The organism is Pseudomonas sp. NFX183, from assembly GCF_047943075.1.
In the GTDB taxonomy this organism is placed as follows: Bacteria; Pseudomonadota; Gammaproteobacteria; order Pseudomonadales; family Pseudomonadaceae; genus Aquipseudomonas.
In genome coordinates, this window is record NZ_CP181333.1 from 56,076 (window position 1) to 80,020 (window position 23,945).

Here is a 23,945-nt window from a genome sequence, read left to right on the forward strand (position 1 = left end):
CTGTCCTCAGACGTGATAGATGTCGATGACCTGATGGATGTAATCGTTTTTCAGTACCACCTTCTTGCGCGTGATCAGCGGCTGTTGCGCGCTGATATCCAGGTGATAGAACGAGGTGCCGAAATACGTATCCGTGGTCTTGTAGCGATGGCTGAGGGTTTGCCAGTTAAAGCGCAGTTCCACATGCCCGGCGTCTTCGGCGAGCACTTCGAGGTTGGTGATGAAATGTGCAGTGCGCGGCTCTGGGGTGCTGGCACTGGAACGTTCGGTCTTGATGCGAAACACCCGGTCTTCCAGGCCGTCGCGGCTGGGGTAATAAATCAACGAGATTTCGCTCTGCGGGTCCTCCGTTAGCGTATCGTGATCGTCCCACGCAGGCATCCAGAACTCGGCCTTTGGCGAGTAGCATTCCAGCCATTCGTCCCACTGGCGGTCATCCAGCAAACGCGCTTCGCGGTAGAGAAAAGCCAGCAGGCTCTCACGGGAAATGCTCATGACAGTGCCTCCTTGTCAGTCGCAATCAGGCCCTGTTTTTCCAGCTCGATCGCTCGTTGCAGGCTGGTCACCCAGTACGCGTGCTGACGCACAAATAAGCCTTCGTCCTCAGTTTTCACGCCGCTGAGCTGAGGGTTCATGCCCATGGCCAGGGCATTGTCGTCAGCGCCTTCGATCCATTGCTTGGCACCGCGACTGAGGTCGTTCCACAGGGTCGTCGCGCCTTGATAGCCGGTCTGACACGCACGAAATTCCTCGAGGTCATCGGGCGTACCCATGCCACTGACGTTGAAAAAATCTTCGTACTGGCGAATTCTGGTTGTGCGCTCCTGAGCGCTCTCGCCCTTGGGCGCCATGCAGTAGATCGTCACTTCAGTCTTATCTACAGAGATTGGCCGCACCACACGGATCTGCGTGGAGAACTGATCCATCAGGTAGACATTGGGGTACAGGCAAAGATTGCGGGTCTGATCAACAATGAAATCCGCACGTTCTTGCCCGAGGCGCTCGGCGAGCGCTGCACGATGGGCATGCACCGGTCGGACTTCGGGGTTAAGCAGGCGGGTCCACAGCAGGATGTGGCCATGCTCGAACGCATACACGCCACCAAGACTTTTCGACCAGCCATTGGCATCGACGGCACGCGTGCCCTGGGCCTCATAATTACGCCGCCCCATGGTTGCCGAGTAATTCCAGTGCACTGAGCTGACATGATAACCGTCTGCACCGTTTTCGATCTGCAGCTTCCAGTTACCGTCGTATACATAAGACGAGCTACCACGCAGGACCTCCAGCCCCTGCGGTGCCTGGTCGACCATTTGGTCGATGATGACCCGGGTTTCGCCCAAGTAATCACTCAGTTCCGGAACCGCTTCGTTGAGGCTGCCAAACAAAAAGCCGCGATAGTTTTCGAAACGGCCCAGACGTTTGAGGTCGTGAGAGCCGTCGCAATCGAAGCTGTCGGGGTAGGCACCGGTCTTGGCGTCTTTTACTTTGAGCAGCTTGCCGGCGTTGCTGAAGGTCCATCCGTGGAACGGGCAGGTAAACGAACCCTTGTTGCCCTGCTTGCGGCGGCACAGCATAGCGCCGCGGTGGGCGCAGGCGTTGACCAGCCCGTGCAGTGCCCCTTGCTTGTCGCGAGTGACAACGACGGGCTGACGACCGATGTAGGTGGTGAAGTAGTCGTTGATTTCTGGCACCTGGCTTTCATGCGCCAGGTACACCCAACCACTTTCAAAAATATGCTTCATCTCCAACGCAAACAGTTCGGTGTCGGTGAAGATGTCACGGCGGCAACGGAAAACCCCGGTAGCGGGATCTTCCTGAACGGATTCGCTGAGTTGACGGGCGAGTCTGTCGAGAGTGCTGATCATGGGGTAGGCCCTCGGTTATTCTTGTATCAGGCCCCCTCACCCTACGTGCTCGCCTACCCCAACAATATCCGATGACTGCAAATCACTATCCGCCTGGCGCAACCTGCTGACGCTGGCGCCGCCAGGTCTGCGAAGGCAGTTCGCCAAAACGCTTGCGATAGGCTTCAGAGAAGCGCCCCAAATGCAGAAAACCATAATCAAGCGCAACTTCGGTGACGCTTCGCGCGGCTGCCATTTGCAGCTCTGTATGCACCCGTTCCAGCTTGCACTGGCGCATGTAGTCCCTGGGGGACAGGCCGACCTGACGCTCGAACAATTTATACAGCGAACGCTCGCTGACCCGCGCCACGACCATGAGCTGTTCGATGCTGATGTCCTCGGTCAGATGCTCTTCGATGAACTGTCGCACCCGATCAAATCCGCCGCCGCCTTCAGTTCGGGGGACAACCCGCAAAACGTTGCTGCCCAATAGCGCCAGCAGTTTGTTCGCGACAATCCGTTCGTACAGCGCCTGAACCTCACCTTGCGTTGTGTTCTCGGCCTCGTGGCAAATCAAACCCAGCAGTTGTAAAAGGCCACTCATTGCACTGAGTTGATGGCGCTCGGCAACAAAACGAATGCCCTGCTGGGGAAGCACCCAGTGCTGCTCCAGGCAGGCGTTTTCGAGCAGCCTGACAGGCAATTTGACGATGAATTTCTCGCAGTCGGCGGAATAGGTCAGATCGACCGGGTCATCCGGATTGATCAGCAAGACCTCGCCCGCACGGAAAATCTGCTCCCGTCCCCAGGCTACCGATCGACAATGACCGTGAAGTAGGATCTGCAAGTGATAGATCGTCTCCAGCGCCTCAGAAATGACCTGCACCGGGGCTCCATAACTGATGCGACACAAGTCCAGACTCGAAAAGTTGCGATGGCTGATACTCGCCCGGGGGTGGCCTTTGGGCGGCAGCCGAATATGGTGACTGCCCACATGCTGGTTAACGTAGTCGGACACTGCATAGGCATCTGCGCGGTCGAAAATCTGACTGCGCTCAGTCAAAAACACGGTCATGTCTGCGCCTCTCTTATTCTTTTATGCAAGGCCTGATAGAAGCCACAAAGCCCCCGCCAGCAAACGCTACGCAGGCTCGGGCGGCAATGACTGATCAGACTTCCAATGCCCTTACCCGTTCATGCCGACGTTCATCTTCCGCCGCGGCGGTCGGCTGCAAAACAAAGTCAAATTCGATATCTGCACGCGGACCGTTGGCATCCTCGGTGAAACGAATCTCGGCGATCAGCTCGTCTCGGGTCGCGTAGGCGAAGTCGTCGTGCAGATATTTGTCCCCAGCCAGATTGATCTGCGTCGTCAGGTGACGATGGCCAGGCGCCGAGATAAAGAAATGAATATGCGCCGGACGCTGACCATGGCGCCCCAGTTGGTCAAGCAATTGCTGGGTCGGGCCATCTGGCGGGCAACCGTAGCCGGACGGCACGATGCTTTGGAAGCGGTAGCGGCCTTCGGCGTCAGTCTGGATGCGACGGCGCAGGTTGAACTCCGATTGCGAGGGGTCGAAGTATGAGTACGTGCCCCCGGTGTTGGCGTGCCAAACGTCGACGGTGGAGTTGCTCAGCGGCGCGCCATCGGTGCCGCGAACCTGACCGGTCATGAACAATACCGTGCCGGAATCCTGGCCATCGTCCAGCCGCGCGTAGTGCTTCGACAGGGGAGCGCCAGCCACGTAAAGCGGACCTTCGATGGTGCGTGGGGTGCCGCCGACATGCCCGGCCTGCGCGTCTTCGGCGTCCATCAGCAGGTCAAGGCAATGCTCAAGCCCCAGGCCTGCGACCAGTAACCCGGCTTCCTGACGGTTGCCAAGATCGTTGAGGTAATTGACGGCCTTCCAGAACTCTTCGGGGGTGATCTGTAGGTCTTCGATGATCCTGATGGTGTCATTCAGCACGCGATGCACCACGTTCTTCATTCGCTGACTGCCAGCCGGTTGATCAAAGCCCGCTGCGCCTTCGAAAAATTGCTGCACTTCAGCGGTTTGGGAAATACGTACGATCATGGTACTTACCCTCATCAATTCATTGTTTTTGTCGATTTACGTGTCGCTGACTGGATGAACTCAGCGGTCGTCGGTGTGGATCGAAGATGGATGTCGGCACAGGGCTGTGACGTCGACCTCCATGAACGGGTAAAGCGGCAACTGCATCAGGGTATCGTGCAGCGCTTGATTATCCGGAGCGTCGAAGATGCTGACGTTGGCGTAAAGCCCAGCAATGCGCCAGAGATGTCGCCAGATGCCCTTTCGTTGCAGGTGCTGGGCCAATTGCTTTTCATCCGCCTTGAGCTTATTCACCTTCTCTACTGGCATGTCGGTAGGTAGCTTGACGGTCATGCGTACCTGAAAAAGCATGGCGTGGATTCCTGTTTATTTGAAGATGATCAGCGGCGGGCAAAGCGCGCCATACGTGGCAATCTTCAGGGCAAAGATCGAGGCGGCGCCCATCTGGGCCAAGGCAAAGCTGTCAGGCACTGACTCAATCGCCTCATCCGCCCTCAACGGAATAGGACTATGGGCACTCAGACGCACCACGCCAGCCCGGTCATGGCGCGACAATCTCGCCCCCAGCATCGGCCAGCAAATGGCAAGCGCGTACTGCCACCGCTTCACTCCAGGCCTGATTGATATCGACGCGCACGCTGGCGCTGGCATTCTGGCCGGTCAGCAGCGGTGCGAACCACAATATGGGTATCGAAGCGTTCGATGGTGATAGCAGTCATGAGCGTTCCGTGTGCATTCTATTTGTTCTTCATCAAAGATTGACCTCCGCTAAATGGCCCGTCCAATATTGAATAAGTCTCTCGCCATACCTTGGAGGTATCATAGAACTGCGCCATTTGCGTGACTTCAGGGTGCTGGCCTGCACCCTGAATTTCACCCGCGCGGCTGAAGAACTGCACATCGCCCAGCCGCCGTTGAGTCAGCAGATCCAGCAACTGGAATGCGAGATTGGCGTGCCGTTACTCGACCCCAGCCGGCCCCTGCGATTGACCGAGGCCGGGCGTTTTTTCAGGAGCACTCCAACTTGTTGCTTGCTCAACTCGAGCGCGTGTGCGAGGACACCCGCCGTGTCGCATCGGGCAGCAAGCGGTGGCTAGGGATCGGCTTCGGTCGCTTACTGTTCGATGCTCCGTCCATTACTCAGCAAGTGGTTCACCAAGACCCGCTGGTTGCAGCATTGCCCGCCGGGCATGCGCTGTTGGGCGCGCCGGTGAGCTTTCAGCAATTGGCCGCTGAACCTTTCATTCTCTATCCCGGCAGCCCCCGTCCAAGTTATGCCGACCATGTGCTTGAGGGTATTTGCCCTGCGCGGCTTAAGCATCCATTTGGCTCAAATGGCCAACGAGCTGCAGACTGCAATTGGGTTGATGGCCGCGGGCGTGGGGATCACGCTGGTGCCTGCCTCGGTGCAGCGCCTGCACCGAGACGACATCGGCTACACACCGCTGCTGGATGCCAGCGTGAGCTCCCCAATCGTCGTCAGTTATCGGGCAGGCGATAAATCGACCGTATTGAAGGCGTGCCTGGAATTGCTTGGAATTTCTGAGTTGGCTTGAGTGTTCAGAAAATGGACGCCTGCCCATAGCGAAGCGTCCAGATTCTGAACAGTGGATCGGTAAGACGTAAAACTTATTTTAATAATTTCCTTTTAAAACAATAAGTTGCGATTTAAGTATCGTTTTGGCACGTCCCCTGCTGTCAGATGACCACACACCCACGAATCAGGTCTGACAAGGGCACCCTCGATATGAGCAGCGAATTACAAAGTGATCTCCTCCCTGCGGCGCTGTGGAATAACAGGCTGTTCACGGGCACTTGGACGACGACGGCCAGCTCTGCAGATGTGCTGGAACCGGCGACGGGCCACACGCTCGGTAGCCTGGCCTGCGCTGATGCCCGCCAAGTGGCGCAATCAGCCCAGGCGGCCAGCCTCGCGCAAAGCGCATGGTTCCAATTGCACTACGACGAGCGCTCGGCCGTACTACGCCGGGCTGCAAAAACCGCAGAGGACAATTTTGAGGCCATCGTGCAATGGCTGATTCAGGAAAGTGGTTCCACGCGGCCCAAGGCGGAGTTTGAAACTAGCCTTAGCATCAAGGTGCTCCATGAGAGCGCGGCCATGCCATCTCGAAGCCAAGGCGAGGTGTTGCCCTCAAGCGCTGGGCGTTTAAGCATTGCTCGCCGTCGACCGCTAGGCGTGGTCGGGGTTATTTCGCCGTTCAACTTCCCTTTGTACTTGGCCATCCGCGCGGTCGCCCCAGCCCTGGCGACAGGCAACGGTGTGGTGCTAAAGCCCGACTTACGTACGGCGGTATGCGGCGGTTTTGTCATCGCCCGGATTTTCGAATTGGCAGGTCTTCCGATGGGCCTGTTGCACGTTTTACCAGGAGGAGCGGAAGCCGGCGCCGCGCTCACCAGCGATCCGCACGTGGCGATGATTCAGTTCACCGGCTCCACCGGTGCCGGTCGCAAGGTCGGTGAGGCCGCGGGCCGCAACCTGAAAAAAGTCTCCTTGGAACTGGGCGGAAAAAACGCCCTTATTGTGCTGGACGACGCCGACCTGGAGCTGGCCCTGGCCAATGCCACCTGGGGCGTCTATCTGCATCAGGGGCAAATCTGCATGTCGACGGGCCGCCTGCTGGTGCAACGAGGCATTTACGAGCGCCTGCTGGAAAAGTTGGTGGCCAAGGCCAACAGCCTTGTGGTTGGCGACCCCGCCAGTGGGCAGGTACATCTGGGGCCTTTGATCAATCAGCACCAACGTGACCATGCGCTGCATGTCGTCAATGCCTCCGTGCAGGCAGGTGCGACGCTGGCGGCAGGAGGCACATCGGAGGGACTGTTCTTCAAACCCACCGTACTCAGCGGTGTGACCCGCGACAACCCGGCGTTTCACGAAGAGATTTTCGGCCCTGTGGCCGTGGTCGTGCCGTTTGACACTGATGCCGAGGCCATCGAATTGGCCAATGACACCGAGTATGGACTGTCGGCCGCCATTCTTTCTCAGAACGTTGGCCGTGCGCTGAAGCTAGGCGAGCAGCTTAGAGTCGGCCTCCTGCACATCAACGACCAGACAGTAAACGACGAAGTGGTTAATCCGTTCGGTGGCGTGGGCGCCTCCGGCAACGGGACCAGTATTGGCGGGCCAGCCAATTGGGAAGAATTCACACAATGGCAGTGGCTCACCGTTAAAGGTGAAGCACCGGCTTATCCGCTTTAAAACCAGGAGAATAAAAATAATGAGTACCCAAGTCTACCGCCCCATAACTGCTGCTATTACCCGTGGTAAAGGCGCGCCCTTCGTGCTGGAAAATGCGCGGATTCGAGAACCGCGGGGCGATGAAGTACTCGTACGTATCGTTGCCACCGGCATGTGTCACACCGATATGATCGTCCGCGACCAGTACTACCCCGTGCCGTTACCGGCGGTACTGGGCCACGAAGGCTCAGGCATCGTCGAGGCCGTGGGCCCGCTTGTCCAGGGCCTGCAAGTGGGCGACCATGTCGTGCTCACCTACGGCTATTGCGGCCAATGCCTGTCTTGCGGTGCCGGGCACATGTCCTACTGCCAGGAGTTTTTTGGCCGTAACTTCAGTGGTGGCGATCCGGAGGGCGGCAGCGCGTTGCAGGATGAGGCGGGATCCCGTCTGAACGATCACTTTTTCGCCCAATCGTCGTTTGCCAGCTTTGCACTGAGTCGTGAAAACAACGCGATCAAAGTCAGTCGCCAAGCACCGCTTGAATTGCTCGGCCCGCTCGGTTGCGGGATCCAGACCGGGGCCGGGGCGGTAATCAACTCGCTGAAGGTCACCCCCGGCAGCAGCTTCGCCGCGTTTGGCGGGGGGGCGGTGGGCCTGAGCGCAGTACTCGCTGCACGGGTCGCGGGCGCCACCACCATCATTGCCGTGGATGTGGTGCCGTCACGGTTGACCTTGGCCACGGAGTTGGGTGCGACCCATGTCATCAATAGCAAGGACACTGACCCGGTAGCGGCCATCCGCGAGATCACGGGCGGCGGTGTCAATTTTGCCCTGGAGTCTACGGGGCGTCCGGCGGTGCTGCGTCTAGCCGTCGATGCACTCGGCAGTCGCGGCAGCCTCGGCGTCGTTGGCGCCCCCGCGCTAGGCACCACCGCCGAGTTCGACGTCAATGATCTGCTACTGGGTGGCAAGACCATTCGCGGCATCGTCGAAGGCGATAGCGTGCCGAAGAAGTTCATCCCGGAACTGGTGAACCTCTATCTGCAGGGGCGCTTTCCCTTCGACAAGTTGGTGAAATTCTACCGCTTCGACGAGATCAACCAGGCCGCTGAGGACAGCGAGAAAGGCATAACGCTCAAGCCGATCATTCGCATCGCGCCATAACCTTTTGACCCGGGGCAGTGATGCTCCGGGCCATATCACGCAAATAAAAACAAGAAAGGTAGTCGAACATGCGACTTATATCTCGCGTTTACGTGGGCGCCATCGCGCTCGCCCTGAGTTCCACCCCCGCCTGGGCAGTCGACGTCAATGTTGGCGATTATACAGCCCTTCCCGCTGGCACCAGTGTCGCGGCCTGGTATCAGCAATACAGTCATTCCGACCGCTACGATACGGACGGGGCCGGAGACAGCCGACGTCAGACCAGCCTGAAATCCAATATCAGCATCCTGCGTCTGATCCACTTCACCGAGATTGGCGGAATCACGGTCGACCCACAGATTCTCCTGCCGTTTGGACATGTCTACGACGCGCGTATCGGTGGGCATGCGCTGGGCAGTGCCAGTGGCTTGGCCGACCCTATTTTGGGCGCGACCTTCTGGTTGGTTAACCAGCCAGAGGCCGGCGTCAGCGGTCGCTACTTCGGCATTACACCTTTGCTCTACCTGCCTTGGGGCAACTACGATCGTCACGACGCGCTGAACCTGGGCGAAAACCGTTACAAAGGCGACCTGCAGCTGGGCTGGGTCGAACCGCTGTGGGGCAAACTGGGCATGGAGCTGTACGGCGATGTCGTAGCCTATGGTCACAACGCTAATGCAGGCACTGGAAATCAGACGCTCAAACAGGACCCCACCTACCAGGTGCAGAGCAATCTGCGCTATGACTTTAATCCGACGCAGCGCATGGCCCTCGGCTACAGCGCCAGCATCGGCGGTAAGCAATATCTGGACGGTGATTACACAGGGCAGAAGACCGAGGTTCAGCAGGTACGAATGGAGTTTCAACAGATGGTCGGACGCACCGTCCAACTTAGCGCGCAATTGACCCACGACGTGCGAGCTGTCGGTGGCTTTCAGGAGGACGTTGGTATTAATTTGCGTGCGCTGTTGGTGTTCTGATTGTTATGCAGATATTGACCTTGCTGGTCGTTGGGTATAAATCAGTGGCTATCGCGGGCCCTGCCTATGCTGTGTGGTCCGAGCAGTAATCCCTATAATTATTAGAGGTGTCTTTAATGGATGCCCACGCCTTGGTCGACCAGCAACGCCTTTTCCATGCCCGTAGGCGCTTCAGTGAAGGCGCAGACTTGCCTGTCGGTCTGGTTCCCCCCGTCGTAGCCGAATCGTGGTTTCGCTCACGTGCAAGCGGCCTGCTGCCGTCAGACCATTGGCGCGCGGGCCCTGAGAGCCTGATCCCGCTGAACGACAACGATCGTTCACTGGCTGAGTATGTCGGGCCTCAGATCGATCGGTTATGGCAGCAAATAGGTGGGGCCTCGTGGACATTGTTCTGCGTCAACCCGCAAGGGGTTATCGTCCACGCCAGGCAGGCGCCTGAGTTATATGGACCTCTACGCGAGCTGCAGGTCGGTCGGCGAATCCAGGAGGCGGATCTCGGAACTACGGCACCCAGTTGCACCATTGCCACCTGTGCCCCGACGGTGCTGATTGGCAACCAGCATTATCTCAACGACTTCGGCAACATATTCTGCGCAAGTGTCCCCATTCGCGGCTTGAACGGGGATTTCATCGGCGGGCTTGATATCACGGGCACTGGCGAACGGCAGATTGCAGCGGTCCTGGAGCAACTGAGCCATGCCGCTATGGCAGCTGAAAATCTGCTATTTGGCACGCTAAAGAACTGCCAGATCCTGTCTCTCCAGCATGATCGGCGTCTGCTGGGCACCCCGTTGCAAGGACTGATCGCGATCGACTCCAGAGGGCGTATTTGTAACGCCAATCGCGCCGCACAACGCCTGTTGGGGTTAGAGCAATTCGCCCCAATCGAGTGCCACATCGAGCAGTTGTTTGAAACCCGAACCGTTGCCAGCGCGGAGCACGCCCAACAGCTAACCCTCACGGATGGCTCGCGTTTATACGCCAAGATGCTGTTACCGGAATCCAAGATCATCGTCTCAAGTCCGCAATTGTCGACCCCTATGGGCACAGACCCCACTGTTAACCGCCAACTGGCACAAGCACACAAGGCGTTCGCCGCTGGCGTGCCGATTATGCTGCAGGGTGAAACCGGCACCGGCAAGGAAGTCTTCGCTCGTGCGCTGCACGAGCATTTGCATCCTGAAGCGCCCTTCGTTGCGATCAATTGCTCCGCAATTCCGGAAAGCCTGATTGAGTCCGAACTCTTCGGCTATGCCGAAGGCACTTTCACCGGTGCACGCAAAGGTGGCTACGCTGGGCAACTTGCCGCCGCCAACGGCGGCACTTTGCTGCTGGACGAGATCGGCGACATGCCGTTCGCCCTTCAAACCCGCCTGCTACGGGTGCTTCAAGAGCGAGAAATATCACGTCTGGGTAGCGCCGTGCGCACCCCCTTGGACGTCAGACTGATCAGCGCCACCCACTGTAATCTGGCTGAACGCATCGCTCACAAGGCGTTTCGCGAAGATTTGTATTACCGCCTCAATGGCCTGGCTATTACCCTACCGGCGCTGCGTGAGCGCACTGATTTTGCCGTATTAGTGGAACGGCTGCGCCAGCGTTTCGACGCCCCACCACTGCATCCAGATGCGTTGCTGGCACTGCAAGAACAGGCCTGGCCGGGAAATATTCGTCAGTTAGAGCAAACCCTTCGATTGGCGAGTGCCCTTGCAGGCAATGACATGATGATTATGCTTGAGGGCTTATCACTGTCGGTTGCGCCACCGCCTACAAAAGCGCCGATGGATCTGAGGCAGACGCAGCAACGCGCAATTGAAAGTGCTTTGCAGGTTAATGGCGGCAACATAAGTGCCACAGCTCGACAGTTGGGCATATCGAGGACGACTTTGTACAAGAAAAAGTACGGGCGCGGATGAGAACGCTTTTGCGGCCTGGGAAATGCAAACTCCAGCAGGTCCGAACCACGAGATGGTACTTAAATAGATTGGGTGTAAACGAAGAAAACTGCGGTATCACGATCTACGTTCATTCCACTCATTTTAGGCGTGTTGGTGTCGTTGGGTTACCGCACCAACGCCCCTCGTGACCTGCTTTGAACCTGCGGATCAGCCAGTAAGCGTGCGAGAAACCAAGCATCTTCAAGTCCCTGCCCTGCGCCTGCACCTTGATGGGGGAACATGGCGTGAGCAGCATCGCCAATCAGAGCTACGCGTCCATGGACATACCCAGAAAGTTCGTCCACATCATGGAGTGCCCAAAGGGTGGGCGAAGGAATGCACTGTTCCTCAACGCGCCTCAAAACCGAGTGAAGATTTTGGCTCGCATTTATAGAGCACGATAACCAGGGCCAACTCCCACACCGTTCCCTCTTCGGGCAACAGCCCGATGCGGCAGATCACGCCAAGAACGGCGCGCGCGGTCGAGCCATCAAATAAAAAACTACATATTTCCTGCAATTTGGGATTTTGCAGTATTTTGTCTTTACAGGATTTTTGCTTAGTAATAGATTTGGCCGTAGTCGAGGACACCTGCCTGCCCCAGACAATAAAAACAATAAGAGGTACGTTCATGCACACACCTACCCCCAGCAATATCCTCTGCGACGTAGTGGACGCCCGGCCTGTCAGTCGCTTGCAGTGGGAGCTGCTCGCCCTCTGCGTACTGGTTGCAGTGCTTGACGGGTTCGATACCCAGATCGTCGGATTCCTGGTGACGGCCATGGCTTCGACCTTGAACGTGACGCCCCAAGCCCTGGCCCCGGTGTTCGCGGCAGGTTTATTGGGTTTGATGCTCGGCGCCCTGCTACTTGCCCCTATGGCGGACCGCCTGGGGCGCAAGAAGATTCTGGTGTTGTCGATCCTGTTGTTCGGCACATTCGCGTTACTGACCGCTTTTGTTAACAGCGTTCCGCAATTGCTGGTCGTGCGCTTCCTGACCGGTATAGGTCTCGGCGGCGCGATCCCCAACCTGGTGGCGCTGATCTCTGAATACAGCCCACGGCGTTATGCGCGCAGTGCCGTCACACTGCTGTTCTGTGGCATGCCACTGGGCGCGATGCTGGCAGGTTTGACGGTCGACCAACTCCTCGCCACCTGGGGATGGGAAAACCTTTTCCTGATTGGTGGCGCGCTGCCCTTGCTGGTCGCCGGCGTCGTGGCACGGCGGCTTCCGGAGTCGGTTGAGTTCCTCAGTCGCAAGCCCGGCAGTCGCCCTGCCCTGAGCGCTATCATCAAGCGGCTCGCACCCGATCTCGCTGAACTGCCCGCCAGCCTTGGCCGTGCGCGTCAACAGGCAACCTCCTCTACTTCCCTGAGCCGTCTTTTCACCGCCGGCATGTGGCGTCGCACGCTGTTGCTCTGGCTGCCGTACGCCATGAACCTGCTGATTTTGTACTTCATCATGAGCTGGATCCCGACACTGCTGGTGGCAGCCCATGCACCGCTAAGCATGGGGATCCGCGCGATTATTCTGTTCAGCCTGGGAGGTGTGATCGGCTCAGTGATACAAGGCTGGCTGATGAACCGTTGGGGCTCGGTCAATGTGCTGACCCTCGAGTTCATGGGCTACCTGGCGGTCGTGCTGGCGCTCAGCCAATTGCCGGTTTCGCTTTATTCGCTTTTCCCCGCGATGCTGGCGCTGGGCATTCTGGTACAGGGCGCGCAGGCCGGTCTTAACGCTTTAGCCGCCGAGTTGTACCCACAGGAAATACGCTCCACAGGTATCGGCTGGGCATTAGGCGTCGGGCGCGTGGGTTCCATTACAGGGCCTGTTTGCGGAGGCTTGATGCTGGCGGCCGGCTGGGTTTTGACAGAGATCCTCATCGCAGCGTTGATCCCGGGCGCCATCGCGCTGACGGCGATTACCTTGCTGCGACTGGACCCCGCAAGCAAGCAACAACCAACACGCTCACAAAGCGAACGGGCGCTGATGCGCTCAAAGACCTGCCCGCCTGGGGTTGAGTGAAATCGGCTTTCTGCCGGTTATTGCCAGCCCTGGCAAAGTGCTCCCCTCCAGTTCATTCCGGCCGGCCGCCCCGGCCTGGATGAAGCCGAGTGATATCGTCAAAATCGAAATCGAGCGAATTGGTATCCTGCGCACCAGTAATGTAGACGAGCGCTGACATGCAAAAACCGTTTGATTGCGAAGACAACACCGAGCACCTGGCTGACAGCAAAGGCTCCAGCCTGGAGCGGATGTTGCGAATCCTGGACCTGTTTACCGAGCGCCATCCAATCTGGACGGTCGATGGGATGGGAAATGCGCTGGGGTTCACACGCTCCACCGCCTACCGTTACGTACGTGAACTGGCCGAGGCCAATTTGCTGTTTCAGGTAGAGGCCGGGCGCTACGCTCTGGGCGCGAGAATCATCACTTGGGATCGCCAACTGCGCGTCAGTGATCCGCTGGTTCGTGCCGCACATGCACTCGAGCCCAGCTTTCCAAAGTGGGGCGCCGAGCAAGCATGGCTGGTGTGCCGATCGTTCAAGGATCAAGTGGTCTGCGTCCATCAAACCGGCAATCTGTCCAATCAGGTGAGCTATTCACGAGGTTCGCCAAGACCGTTGTTCATGGGCGCCACTTCCAAAGTCATTCTGGCCAATATGGGCTCGCGACACCAAAGCCGGATATTTCTGGAAAACCCGAGTGATGTCGAATCCAGCAACCTGGGTAAGACGTGGGAGCAATTCCGACGCTCGCTGCAGCGCCTGCGCCGCCAGGGATATGTGCTGAGCATCAGCGAAGTGGATGCTGACGTCTTCGGCCTGGCGGCGCCCATATTCGATGGCGACGGCAAAGTCGTGGGTAGCATCAGTTGCGTGCGCCCGACCTCGCAACGCGACAGCGAACAGGATGAAGTGCAAGGCCAGCAGATCCTCACCCTTGCCGACAATCTTTCACAACTCATGACCGCACTGGCGCACAGAGCAGAACTTCTGGACTGACCTGTGCGCAGGTCATCTACGGATGAGGGACGTAACACCGGACGCATCGCCACGGTCGGCCAACCCATCAATCGCGTTGCCCTTGAACTCGGCGGCAACGCCCTACTGATGGTGTTCAGCGACGTTTGGCTTTCACCAGCTCAGCAATCAAAAAATCCCTGAACGCTGAAACCGCTGCCGGCAAATTGCGCCCAGCCATGCTCTGCAGTTCGATGCGGCGTGCCTGCATGCCTTCATCAAGGATCGGCACGCATTGCAGCGCCTTGTCCGCCACCTGCTTGTGCAAGGTCATTTCGCTGGCCAGGCTGATAACGCCTTCTTCGCGGACGAAGCTGTAGAGCGCGGCAACGTAATTGGTGGTCAACACCGGGTCGAACAACAACCCCTGTACGCCGCAACAGATGTCAAACAGCTGCCGTATGGTGGTGTCAGCCTTGGGTAACGCAATGGGCCAGGGTTGCAACTCGGCAAGGGTGACCGCTTCACGCCCGGCCAAGGGATGAGAATTGGAGACCACGGCGAAAATCGCCCCGCTCAGGACATGTTCAACCTTGATTTCCTTTTGCGGCGTCAGGCTGAAGGTCATCGCCAGATCGGCTTCGCCGGAACGAACTTTCTCAGTTGCTTGCGCAGGCGCACAGACCTCCAATGTGAAATGAATGCCCTGATACTCACGCCTGAACGCGCTGATGCTCCTGGGCATGTATTCCAGTGCAAATCCTTCCGAGCAAGCAACATGCACATGGCCCCGCCGCAAGCCATGCAGCTCGGTAATTTCCAGGACCACCTGCTCGGCCTCAAGCTGCGACTTGCGCGCATATGCCGCCAATCGCGCCCCCGCCTCGCTGAGCACCATGCCCCGGGCACGACGCTCAAACAGGCTGGCATCCAGAGCCACCTCAAGCTTGGAAATTTGTCGGCTCACCGCTGATGCCGCTACATTCAGCCGCAATGAGGCTTCGCTGATCGACCCGCATCGCGCGACTTCGAGAAAATAGCGCAGTGCTGTGGACTGCACGCCATACAGTTGCATCGGCGCCCCCAAGGGTTGCCTTTTCGGCAAAGGAAGTATCGAAATATTATTCTTGTGGCATTGATAGCCTTTCCCTACATTCGTGTCCAGACCAAAAAAACCTTGCTTGAGCTTTCATCCTCCTTACGCATTTGCGACCCGCTGCCCTTTGATTCAACCACACTCGCCAACGGAGACGACGGCATGGGCATCAAAGGTTTCGCCTGCAGTATTGCGCTGATGGGCATCATCATCAGTTTTCCGGCTCATGCCGGTAAAGCCAACGACACCTTGGTTTACGCTTCAGACAGCGAGCCTGAAAACATCAGTCCCTATCACAACGATTTACGCGAAGGTGTGATTCTCGGCCGGCTGATCTGGGACAACCTGATCTACCGCGATCCCAAAAGCGGCGAATACAAACCCATGCTGGCCACCAGCTGGAAACAGGTCGACGACACCACCATCGACTTCGAGCTGCGCAAAGGCGTCAAATTTCACAACGGTGATGCGTTCACCGCCGACGACGTGGTGTTCACCCTCAACTACGTGGTGTCGCCCGAAGCGAAAGTCGTTACCGTGCAAAACGTAGACTGGATCAAGAGCGCCGAAAAAACCGGTGACTACAGCGTTCGCCTGCATTTGAAGAAGCCTTTCCCTCCCGCACTGGAATACCTGTCCAACGCCGTTCCGATGTTTCCCAAGCAGTATTTCGAGAAGGTCGGCCTGGCCGAATTCAGTCGCAAGCCCATTGGCACCGGGCCGTATAAAGCCGTGTCGGTGGTGGCCGGCGAAGGCGTGACCATGGAGATCAACAAGGACTACTTCCCGGACAGCCCACAAGGCCAGCCACATATCAGCCACCTCAAGTTCCGGGTGATCCCGGATGCGGAAACCCGCCTGGCCGAGCTGATGACCGATGGTGTCGACTGGACCTGGCGTGTCACCCCGGATCAGGCAGTCGACCTCAAAGGCATGCCGAACCTGACCGTGACCAGCGGCGAAACCATGCGCATCGGCTTCCTGATTCTTGATGCTCGGGGCACCTCCACTGAAAACTCGCCGATGAAGAACCTCAAGGTGCGTCAGGCCATCAACCATGCGATCAACCGCAATGCGCTGGCCACGCAATTGGTGGGTGGCGAAGCCAAACCCCTGCAGGTTGCCTGTTATCCAGGCCAGTTCGGCTGCGATACTACCGCAGCCACGGTCTACAACTATGACCCGGCCAAGGCCAAGGCGCTGCTCGCCGAAGCCGGTTACCCAAATGGCTTCGAGACAGAAATCTTCGCTTATCGCGACCGTGATTACGTCGAAGCCATCATCGGCAACCTGCGCGCCGTGGGCATCAACGCCAAGCTGCGCTACTTGAAGTACGCCGCCCTGCGCGATCAGCAACGTGGTGGCAAGGTACCCATGTCGTTTCAGGCCTGGGGCTCGTTCTCGATCCTCGACACCTCGGCGTCGGCCGGTACCTGGTTCAAGGGCAACCCGGACGACAACATCAAGGACCCACAAGTCCAGGGCTGGTTGCAGACCGCCGACAATGCCCTCGACCCGCAAGTGCGCAAGGACAACTACCGCAAGGCGTTGCAGCGCATCAGCGAACAGGCCTATTGGGCGCCGCTGTTCAACTACTCGATGAACTACGCCTACACCTCCGAACTCGCGTTCACCCCGTACCCGGATGAGCTGCCGCGTTTCGTCGAGTCCACGTGGAAGTAATGCGCAAGCTGGCGGACTGATCCAAAGGTGCCGTAGCGCCTGGACTCGTCCCTGCCACAGACACGTCCTCACACATGTCACCCAATAGATATGAGGAAACTCGCCATGCTTGGATTCCTTCTGCGCCGTCTGGGCATCGCTATTTGCGTTGCCATTACCGTGTCGGTGATCAGCTTTTCTCTTTTGCATCTGTCCGGCGACCTGGCCACTGCCATTGGCGGACCGGAAGCCACTAGCGAACAGATCGAACAGATCCGCGTGCAGTACGGTTTGAACAAACCGCTACCGACCCAGTACTTCAACTGGCTGGGCGATTTGCTATGGCTGGACCTGGGCAATTCATTTTTCTTTCAGGAGTCGGTCTACAACCTCGTCGCCAGCCGCTTGCCGATTACCCTCGGGTTGGGCGCCATGGCATTGGGCATCGCCTTGCTGGTGGCAATTCCCCTGGGCGTGCTGGCCGCGGTCAAACGCGACACCTGGGTTGACCGACTGGCCTTGAGCATTGCGGTGCTGGGTCAGGCAATGCCAAGTTTCTGGTTTGCGCTGATGTTGATCGTGGTGTTCGCGGTGACGCTCAAGTGGCTGCCGGTGTCCGGCAACTCGACCCTGCTGCACTTCGTCATGCCGGCCATTGCCCTGGGCTACTACGCGACTCCGGCAATCATGCGGCTGACCCGCGCCGGCATGCTTGATGTGCTCAGTTCCGATTACATCCGCACCGCCCGCGCCAAGGGCCTGCGCCCTGCCCGCGTGTTGTTCAAGCACGCACTGCGCAACGCCTTGATTCCGGTAGTCGCGCTGGCCGCGGTGGAGTTCGGCTTCATGCTCGGCGGTTCGGTGGTGATCGAAACCGTGTTTTCCCTGCAAGGCATCGGGCAACTCGCCTGGGACGCCATCGCCCGTGACGACTTCCCGGTGGTACAGGCCGTGGTCCTGCTGATTGCGGTGATCTACATCATCCTCACCTTGCTGGCCGATGTGCTCAACGCACTGCTCGACCCGCGCATTCGCGTGCGCTAGGAGGCTTACATGAGCACCCCCACTACCCTCACGATCAATGACTACCTGCCACCACCGAGCAGCCTGAGCCGAGTACTTGGCAAGAGCTTTCGTCATCGTGGTTTCGCCATCGGCGCGGTGTTGTTGCTGATCATCTTCGCTGGCGCACTGTTCGCGCCGTGGTTGGCCCCTTACGACCCTTATGCGCAAGACGTGATGCTGCGCATGAAACCGCCGGTATGGATGGCCCACGGCACCTGGGAATACGTCCTTGGCACCGACAAGCTGGGCCGTGATTACCTGTCGCGACTGCTCTACGGCGCACGTATTTCACTGTTCATTGGCATTGCGGCGGCGCTGATTTCCGGCTTTATCGGCACAGTCATGGGCCTGTTGGCGGGTTACTACGGCGGCAAGGTCGATGCGTTTATCAGCTACCTGATCACCACCCGGCTGGCGATGCCGGTCGTGATGGTCGCACTGGCCTCGGCCTCGCTGATGGGTGGCTCACTGAAAGTGGTCATCGTGCTGCTCGGCTGCCTGTTATGGGATCGCTTCGCGGTGGTGGTCAGGGCTTCGGTGCAACAGATTCGCGATGCTGAATATGTGGCGTCGGCCCAGGCGCTTGGCTGCTCGACCCTGCGTATTCTGGTCAGTGAAATTCTGCCCAATCTGGTCGGTGCACTGATCGTCGTCGCGACGCTGGAAATGGCCCACGCGATCCTGCTGGAGTCGGCACTGTCGTTCCTCGGGGTCGGCGTGCAGCCGCCGACGCCGTCCTGGGGTTTGATGATCGCTGAAGGCAAACCCTACATGTTCTTTTCCCCGTGGGTCATCGCCATTCCCGGCGTCGCCCTGATGATTCTGGTGCTAGGCATCAACCTGGTCGGCGACGGCCTGCGCGATCTGATCCTGCCCGACGGCCGTAACTGATAGACGGCCGTAACTAAAGAGGGTACCGAACATGGCACTACTCCATGTGGAAAACCTGCGCGTGGACATTCCAATGGGCAACAGCCCGACACCGGATGACATGCTGCATGCCGTGCGCGGTCTGAATTTTGAAGTCGAGCGCGGTGAAATGCTGTGCATCGTCGGCGAATCCGGCTGCGGCAAATCCCTGACCTCACTGGCGCTGATGGACCTGTTGCCACGCAAGGCCAAACGCACCGCGTCACGGCTGACGCTGGACGGTATCGACATGCTAAACCAGAGCGAGCGGCGCATGTGCGACCTGCGCGGCAACCGTCTGGCGATGATTTTCCAGGAACCGATGACCTCGCTGAACCCCGCCTACAGCATTGGCGATCAGCTCAGCGAAGTACTGACTCAGCATCGCAAGGTGTCGCGCAAGGATGCCCTGGCTCGCGCCGCGCAGATGCTGGAGAAAGTCGGTATCAGCAATGCGACCGAGCGCTTGCGTCAGTATCCGCATCAATTGTCTGGCGGTTTGCGCCAGCGGGTAATCATCGCCATGGCGTTGATGTGCGAACCGGACCTGATCATCGCAGATGAGCCAACCACGGCACTGGATGTGACTATTCAAGCGCAGATCCTGCGCTTGATTCGCGACATTCAGAAAGAACTCGGCCTGGCGGTGATCTTTATCACCCACGACCTTGGGTTGGTGGCACGGATCGCCGATCGGGTCGCAGTGATGTATGCCGGGGAAATCGTCGAAACCGCCCCTGCCCTGCAACTGTTCGAGAACCCGCAGCATCCTTACACCCGCGGTCTGCTGGCGAGTATTCCAATCCCTGGCCGGACTAAACCGGGTGAGGCGCTGGGTTCGATTCCGGGCCTTGTGCCGAGTCTGGTAGGCGAACAGCAAGGTTGTGCGTTCCGCAATCGTTGCAGCCAGGCGACACCGGACTGCGCGCAAAACATCCCCGAAGTCGAACAGGACGGACACATGGCGCGCTGCCTGCTCGCCGCACCGAACCCGGCACCGATTCGCCTTCAGGAGCGTGCAAGGTCATGAAAAAAGACATCGCTTTAGAGCTGTGTGACATCCGCCGCGAGTTTCGGATCAACAAGGGCTTTTTCAAACCCGCCGCCACCCTGAAGGCCGTGGACGGCGTTTCCCTGCGCCTGATGCGTGGCGAGACCCTGGGTCTGGTGGGCGAGTCCGGTTGCGGCAAAAGTACCCTGGCCAAGATGCTGCTCGGTCTGTTGCCGCCTACCAGCGGCAATGTGCTGGTCAATGGCAAACATCTGGCGGCGACTGATCGCAAGGAAATGTCCCGGCATATCCAGCCGATTTTCCAGGACCCGTACTCCTCGCTGAACCCACGCAAGACCCTGCGCGAAATCGTCACCCTGCCGCTGATCGTGCATGACATCGGCAGCACCGCCGAGCGACGCAAGAAGACCGAAGAGATGCTTGATGTGGTCGGCCTGCCCAAGCGGGTGATCGACAGCTACCCGAGCCAGCTGTCTGGCGGGCAACGCCAGCGGGTGGCGATTGCACGGGCGCTGATCATGCGCCCTGATGTATTGATCTGCGACGAGCCCACATCAGCGCTGGATGTGTCGGTGCAGGCGCAGATCCTCAATCTGCTGCAGGACCTCAAGCGCGAATTCGGCCTGACCTATCTGCTGATCAGCCATAACCTGGCGGTCATCGAACACCTCGCAGACCGGGTCGCAGTGATGTATCTGGGGCGCATCGTCGAAGAACGCACTCGCGAATCGTTGTTCGCCAACCCCGGCCACCCTTATACCCGCGCCTTGCTGGATTCGGTGCTCACGCCCGATCCGCGCCTGGGCATTCCTGAAATCGGCCTGCACGGCACCTTCCCCAACCCCATGTCACCGCCGTCCGGTTGCGCCTTTCATCCGCGCTGCCCGAGCTGCTTCGCCCCCTGCACAACGGCCTATCCGGCCAATGGTCCGCTTATCGGCGGCAACGTGCGTTGCCACCTTCACGACAATTCTGCCCAAACACTGGAGCTTATCCACTCATGAGTCGTTCACTGGCCATCAGCAACACCACAGAGCAATTCGACAACGGCGATTTTTTTAATCTGCTCGAACGTAGCGTCGCCTTGCACACCGAAAGCCAGGCAGCGGATAGCCAGCCCGAGCTGTATCGCTACCTCAATGACTTCATCACCCCGCATGTCGAGGCGATGGGCTTCAGCGTCACGGTCTATAACAACCCGGTGGCAGAACGCGGCCCCTTCCTGATCGCCACACGCATTGAAGATCCAGAACTGCCGACCGTGCTCAGCTACGGCCACGGTGATGTGGTGCGCGGCTATGAAGCGCAATGGCGTGAAGGCTTGTCGCCGTGGCAAGTCACGGTCGAAGGCGATCGCTGGTACGGCCGCGGCACGGCGGATAACAAAGGCCAGCACCTGATCAACCTGACCGCGCTGGAGCAAACGCTCAAGGCTCGCGACGGCAAGCTGGGTTTCAATGTCAAGCTGCTGTTGGAAATGGGCGAAGAAGAAGGCTCGCCGGGCTTGAATGCGTTCTGTGCCGCACACAGTAAAGAGCTCGCTGCGGATGTTTTCATCGCCTCGGACGGCCCGCGTCTTGCGGCATCACGCCCGACGATTTTTCTCGGCTCACGCGGTGTATTCAACTTCGAGCTGGTGGTCAATTTGCGCGAAGGCGCTCATCACTCCGGCAACTGGGGCGGGTTGCTGGCCAACCCCGGCATTATTCTGGCCAATGCCATCGCGAGCATGGTCGATGAACACGGTCGGGTGAAAGTTGCGGGCCTGATGCCCGAGACACTGCCGGAGCCGGTTCGACAGGCACTGGCCGATATTGACGTCGGTGGCGGACCGGGCGATCCGGAAATCGACGCCAACTGGGGTAACCCGCAGCTCTCGCTGAGCGAAAAGGTGTTCGGCTGGAACACCCTCGACGTCATCGCCTTCAAGACCGGCAACCCGGACGCACCTGTGCATGCGATCCCTGGCAAGGCCAACGCCCACTGCCATATCCGCTTCGTGGTGAACAGCGACTACACGACCTTTATCCCGGCTGTACGTGCCCACCTGGATGCTCATGGTTTCAGCAATGTCGAGGTCAAGCAAAGCCGCATCGATGTGATGCATGCCACTCGGCTGGATCCGCAAAGCCCGTGGGTCAGTTGGGCGCTCAGCTCCCTGGCACAGACCACCGGCAAAAAGCCTGCGCTGCTGCCAAACCTCGGCGGCTCGCTGCCCAACGACGTGTTCGCGGACGTGCTCGGCCTGCCAACATTGTGGGTGCCGCACTCGTACCCTGCATGCTCGCAACATGCGCCGAACGAGCACTTGCTGGCACCGGTGGTCAAGGAAAGCCTGCAAATCATGGCCGGGCTGTTCTGGGACCTGGGCAACGACGCGGCACGCCTGACCCAGGAACATCAGTTACGGGAGCGGGCGCAATGAGCGCCTCTGCGCAACAGGCGCTGGACTGGCTGGCTGACCAGCGCCAAGCCATGGAAACGCTGCTGCAGCGCATCGTCGACACCGACTCCAACAGCTATGACAAGGCGGGCGTCGACGCTGTGGGCGCGCTGCTCGCGGCGGAACTGGAAGCCGACGGCATCCTGCTCAAGCGCATACCGGTCGATGGTTTTGGCGACGTGATGCTCGCCGAAGTGCCAGGCGAATCTGGAAAGCCGGTGTTGCTGCTGGGCCATCGCGACACGGTTTTCCCCAAAGGTACCACCACGACTCGCGGCTACAGCCGCGACACCCATTTCGCCTATGGCCCCGGTGTCGCCGATATGAAAGGTGGCCTGGTGCTCAATTGCTTCGCCCTCAAGGCACTCAAGCGCGCCGGTCGGTTGCCCTACCCGGTGCAGGTTCTGTACACCGGTGACGAGGAAATAGGCTCCGGCAGCGCCAGAACCCATATCGAAAAGGCCGCCCGGGCCGCCCGCGCCGTGCTCAATACCGAGCCCGGCCGGGCCAGCGGTAACGTGGTCAGCGCACGCAAGGGCGGTGCCACGCTGATCATCGAAGTCAGCGGCCGCGCGGCGCATGCGGGGGTCAACCATGCCGACGGAGCCAGCGCGATCGAGGCCCTGGCGCGCAAGATCGTCAAGCTCCATGCCTTGACCGATTACCCGGCAGGCATCACCACGAACGTAGGCCTGATATCCGGTGGCACCTCCAGCAACACCGTCGCGCCTGGCGCCTGCGCCCGGCTGGACGTGCGCTTCATCGAACTCAAGCACTGGGACCAGATATTCACCGCAATCCAGGACATCGTCGCAGAAGAAGAACTGATCGGTACCAGCGCCGTCCTCAAGGAAGCGACAACCTTTCTACCGATGGAAGCACATCACAGCGAACGCCTGCTGCACATCTACCAGCAAAAAGCGCTGGCGCTGGGTTTCAGCGTCGAAGGCGAGTTCACCGGCGGTTGCGCCGACTCCGGATTCACCGCCAGCCTGGGCATTCCAACCCTGTGTGGCCTGGGCCCAGTGGGTGGCAAGGTCCACACTGATCGTGAATACCTGGAACTGGACACGCTGGTGCCTCGCGCCCTGGCGTTGGTGGCGACCATTCTGGCTGTCGGCGACAGCGTTTGAGGTAATGGGTCTCTACGAATCGCCGGGGTCAAGGTATCAGACAGGCCCGTAGGCAACTTCTGCTGGTGTCGGGTATCACTTCAAGGTGGCGCGAATGGTTCACTCGGGCGAGGCTTTTAACCTGTTCTACTGCCGCAATGACGGAACGTTCAGCCGCCTCGTCGGGTGCTATCGGGTAGATGCATGACTGACCAATGGAAAGGTCGTGCAATAAACGCTCATCAAGTTCACCGAGTACCACAAAGCAGTAGTCACTCTTGGCCACTCGCACTTCGACGCGTTTGCCAGGCGCGGTGTTCACCGTATCGACATGGATCAGCGCAACATTGTCAAAACAGCTGAAACCCTGATGGATCAAATCAATATGGTCGCTATCAAGTCCGCACACGATGACCACGATACGTGTGCAATTTGAAGGCTCGCGCACCCACTTCATTGCGTGGCTACGGCAATCGGCAGCTTGGCTCATATGCGTTGCC

The 23,945-nt window shown here is 58.8% G+C and carries 21 protein-coding genes and 3 pseudogenes; 14 read left to right on the top strand and 10 right to left on the bottom strand.

Annotation, left to right across the window (positions count from 1 at the left end):
- Positions 1 to 6 precede the first annotated feature (6 nt).
- The 6 genes and pseudogenes from benB to ACM530_RS00310 form a co-directional block, all read right to left on the bottom strand.
- Positions 7 to 495 (bottom strand): benzoate 1,2-dioxygenase small subunit, encoded by a 489-nt coding sequence (benB, locus tag ACM530_RS00285; protein ID WP_145166171.1) that lies wholly within the window; start codon positions 493 to 495, stop codon positions 7 to 9.
- On the bottom strand, positions 492 to 1,868 hold the full coding sequence (locus tag ACM530_RS00290; RefSeq protein ID WP_145166170.1) for a Rieske 2Fe-2S domain-containing protein: 1,377 nt from the start codon (positions 1,866 to 1,868) through the stop codon (positions 492 to 494). The genes benB and ACM530_RS00290 overlap by 4 nt, the downstream gene beginning before the upstream one ends.
- An 85-nt stretch (positions 1,869 to 1,953) precedes the next feature.
- Entirely contained in the window at positions 1,954 to 2,922 is a 969-nt protein-coding gene (locus ACM530_RS00295; protein ID WP_416364026.1) for an AraC family transcriptional regulator, read from the bottom strand.
- A 94-nt stretch (positions 2,923 to 3,016) separates the two neighbouring features.
- Complete coding sequence (catA, locus tag ACM530_RS00300) at positions 3,017 to 3,922, bottom strand: catechol 1,2-dioxygenase (RefSeq protein ID WP_416364027.1); 906 nt, start codon at positions 3,920 to 3,922, stop codon at positions 3,017 to 3,019.
- 60 nt (positions 3,923 to 3,982) lie between these two features.
- Complete coding sequence (gene catC, locus ACM530_RS00305) at positions 3,983 to 4,273, bottom strand: muconolactone Delta-isomerase (protein ID WP_416364028.1); 291 nt, start codon at positions 4,271 to 4,273, stop codon at positions 3,983 to 3,985.
- 48 nt (positions 4,274 to 4,321) lie between these two features.
- Positions 4,322 to 4,565, bottom strand: a pseudogene (locus ACM530_RS00310) (enolase C-terminal domain-like protein); the annotation flags it as partial.
- Between the two features lie 178 nt (positions 4,566 to 4,743).
- Here ACM530_RS00310 and ACM530_RS00315 point away from each other — a divergent pair.
- The 5 genes and pseudogenes from ACM530_RS00315 (at position 4,744) to ACM530_RS00335 (ending at position 11,161) form a co-directional block, all read left to right on the top strand.
- Positions 4,744 to 5,478 (top strand): annotated as a pseudogene (locus tag ACM530_RS00315) (LysR family transcriptional regulator).
- A 191-nt stretch (positions 5,479 to 5,669) separates the two neighbouring features.
- A complete protein-coding gene (locus ACM530_RS00320) occupies positions 5,670 to 7,142 on the top strand; it encodes a benzaldehyde dehydrogenase (RefSeq protein ID WP_416364029.1) in 1,473 nt (490 codons plus the stop codon).
- A gap of 19 nt (positions 7,143 to 7,161) precedes the next feature.
- Positions 7,162 to 8,286, top strand: a complete 1,125-nt coding sequence (locus tag ACM530_RS00325; RefSeq protein ID WP_369302640.1) for an NAD(P)-dependent alcohol dehydrogenase — start codon at positions 7,162 to 7,164, stop codon at positions 8,284 to 8,286.
- A gap of 68 nt (positions 8,287 to 8,354) precedes the next feature.
- The gene (locus ACM530_RS00330; RefSeq protein WP_416364030.1) at positions 8,355 to 9,245 is read left to right on the top strand and encodes a transporter; all 891 of its coding nucleotides are present in this window, start codon (positions 8,355 to 8,357) and stop codon (positions 9,243 to 9,245) included.
- Positions 9,246 to 9,361: 116 nt separating this feature from the next.
- Positions 9,362 to 11,161 carry a sigma-54-dependent Fis family transcriptional regulator gene (locus tag ACM530_RS00335; RefSeq protein WP_145166163.1) on the top strand — a complete coding sequence of 600 codons (1,800 nt, stop codon included), beginning with the start codon at positions 9,362 to 9,364 and terminating at the stop codon, positions 11,159 to 11,161.
- Between the two features lie 173 nt (positions 11,162 to 11,334).
- On the opposite strand, the pseudogene ACM530_RS00340 reads toward ACM530_RS00335, so the two are convergent.
- Positions 11,335 to 11,538 (bottom strand): annotated as a pseudogene (locus ACM530_RS00340) (FAD-dependent monooxygenase); the annotation flags it as partial.
- Positions 11,531 to 11,815 carry a hypothetical protein gene (locus tag ACM530_RS00345; RefSeq protein WP_416364031.1) on the bottom strand — a complete coding sequence of 95 codons (285 nt, stop codon included), beginning with the start codon at positions 11,813 to 11,815 and terminating at the stop codon, positions 11,531 to 11,533. The pseudogene ACM530_RS00340 and the gene ACM530_RS00345, both read right to left, overlap by 8 nt.
- A gap of 61 nt (positions 11,816 to 11,876) precedes the next feature.
- On the opposite strand from ACM530_RS00345, the gene ACM530_RS00350 reads away from it, so the two are divergent.
- The gene (locus ACM530_RS00350) at positions 11,877 to 13,208 is read left to right on the top strand and encodes an MFS transporter (protein ID WP_416364032.1); all 1,332 of its coding nucleotides are present in this window, start codon (positions 11,877 to 11,879) and stop codon (positions 13,206 to 13,208) included.
- 158 nt (positions 13,209 to 13,366) lie between these two features.
- Positions 13,367 to 14,188 (top strand): IclR family transcriptional regulator, encoded by an 822-nt coding sequence (locus ACM530_RS00355; protein WP_242193620.1) that lies wholly within the window; start codon positions 13,367 to 13,369, stop codon positions 14,186 to 14,188.
- Positions 14,189 to 14,303: 115 nt separating this feature from the next.
- Here the strand turns inward: ACM530_RS00355 and ACM530_RS00360 are convergent, their stop codons facing one another.
- Complete coding sequence (locus ACM530_RS00360) at positions 14,304 to 15,221, bottom strand: LysR substrate-binding domain-containing protein (protein ID WP_145166159.1); 918 nt, start codon at positions 15,219 to 15,221, stop codon at positions 14,304 to 14,306.
- A gap of 183 nt (positions 15,222 to 15,404) precedes the next feature.
- On the opposite strand from ACM530_RS00360, the gene ACM530_RS00365 reads away from it, so the two are divergent.
- From ACM530_RS00365 to ACM530_RS00395, 7 genes are all read left to right on the top strand, one after another.
- Positions 15,405 to 16,925, top strand: coding sequence for an ABC transporter substrate-binding protein (locus ACM530_RS00365; RefSeq protein ID WP_145166158.1), 1,521 nt, complete (start codon positions 15,405 to 15,407; stop codon positions 16,923 to 16,925).
- A gap of 105 nt (positions 16,926 to 17,030) precedes the next feature.
- A complete protein-coding gene (locus tag ACM530_RS00370; protein ID WP_416364033.1) occupies positions 17,031 to 17,948 on the top strand; it encodes an ABC transporter permease in 918 nt (305 codons plus the stop codon).
- A gap of 9 nt (positions 17,949 to 17,957) precedes the next feature.
- Positions 17,958 to 18,860, top strand: a complete 903-nt coding sequence (locus ACM530_RS00375; protein WP_145166157.1) for an ABC transporter permease — start codon at positions 17,958 to 17,960, stop codon at positions 18,858 to 18,860.
- A gap of 31 nt (positions 18,861 to 18,891) precedes the next feature.
- The gene (locus ACM530_RS00380; RefSeq protein ID WP_145166156.1) at positions 18,892 to 19,908 is read left to right on the top strand and encodes an ABC transporter ATP-binding protein; all 1,017 of its coding nucleotides are present in this window, start codon (positions 18,892 to 18,894) and stop codon (positions 19,906 to 19,908) included.
- Positions 19,905 to 20,894: an ABC transporter ATP-binding protein gene (locus ACM530_RS00385; protein ID WP_416364034.1), complete on the top strand. Its 990-nt coding sequence runs from the start codon at positions 19,905 to 19,907 to the stop codon at positions 20,892 to 20,894. Before ACM530_RS00380 ends, ACM530_RS00385 begins: the two co-directional genes overlap by 4 nt.
- Positions 20,891 to 22,315: a M20 family metallopeptidase gene (locus ACM530_RS00390; protein ID WP_416364035.1), complete on the top strand. Its 1,425-nt coding sequence runs from the start codon at positions 20,891 to 20,893 to the stop codon at positions 22,313 to 22,315. The genes ACM530_RS00385 and ACM530_RS00390 overlap by 4 nt, the downstream gene beginning before the upstream one ends.
- Positions 22,312 to 23,466, top strand: coding sequence for a M20 family metallopeptidase (locus ACM530_RS00395; RefSeq protein WP_416364036.1), 1,155 nt, complete (start codon positions 22,312 to 22,314; stop codon positions 23,464 to 23,466). The genes ACM530_RS00390 and ACM530_RS00395 overlap by 4 nt, the downstream gene beginning before the upstream one ends.
- Before the next feature lie 28 nt (positions 23,467 to 23,494).
- Here the strand turns inward: ACM530_RS00395 and ACM530_RS00400 are convergent, their stop codons facing one another.
- The gene (locus tag ACM530_RS00400) at positions 23,495 to 23,935 is read right to left on the bottom strand and encodes a hypothetical protein (protein WP_416364037.1); all 441 of its coding nucleotides are present in this window, start codon (positions 23,933 to 23,935) and stop codon (positions 23,495 to 23,497) included.
- Between the last annotated feature and the right edge of the window lie 10 nt (positions 23,936 to 23,945).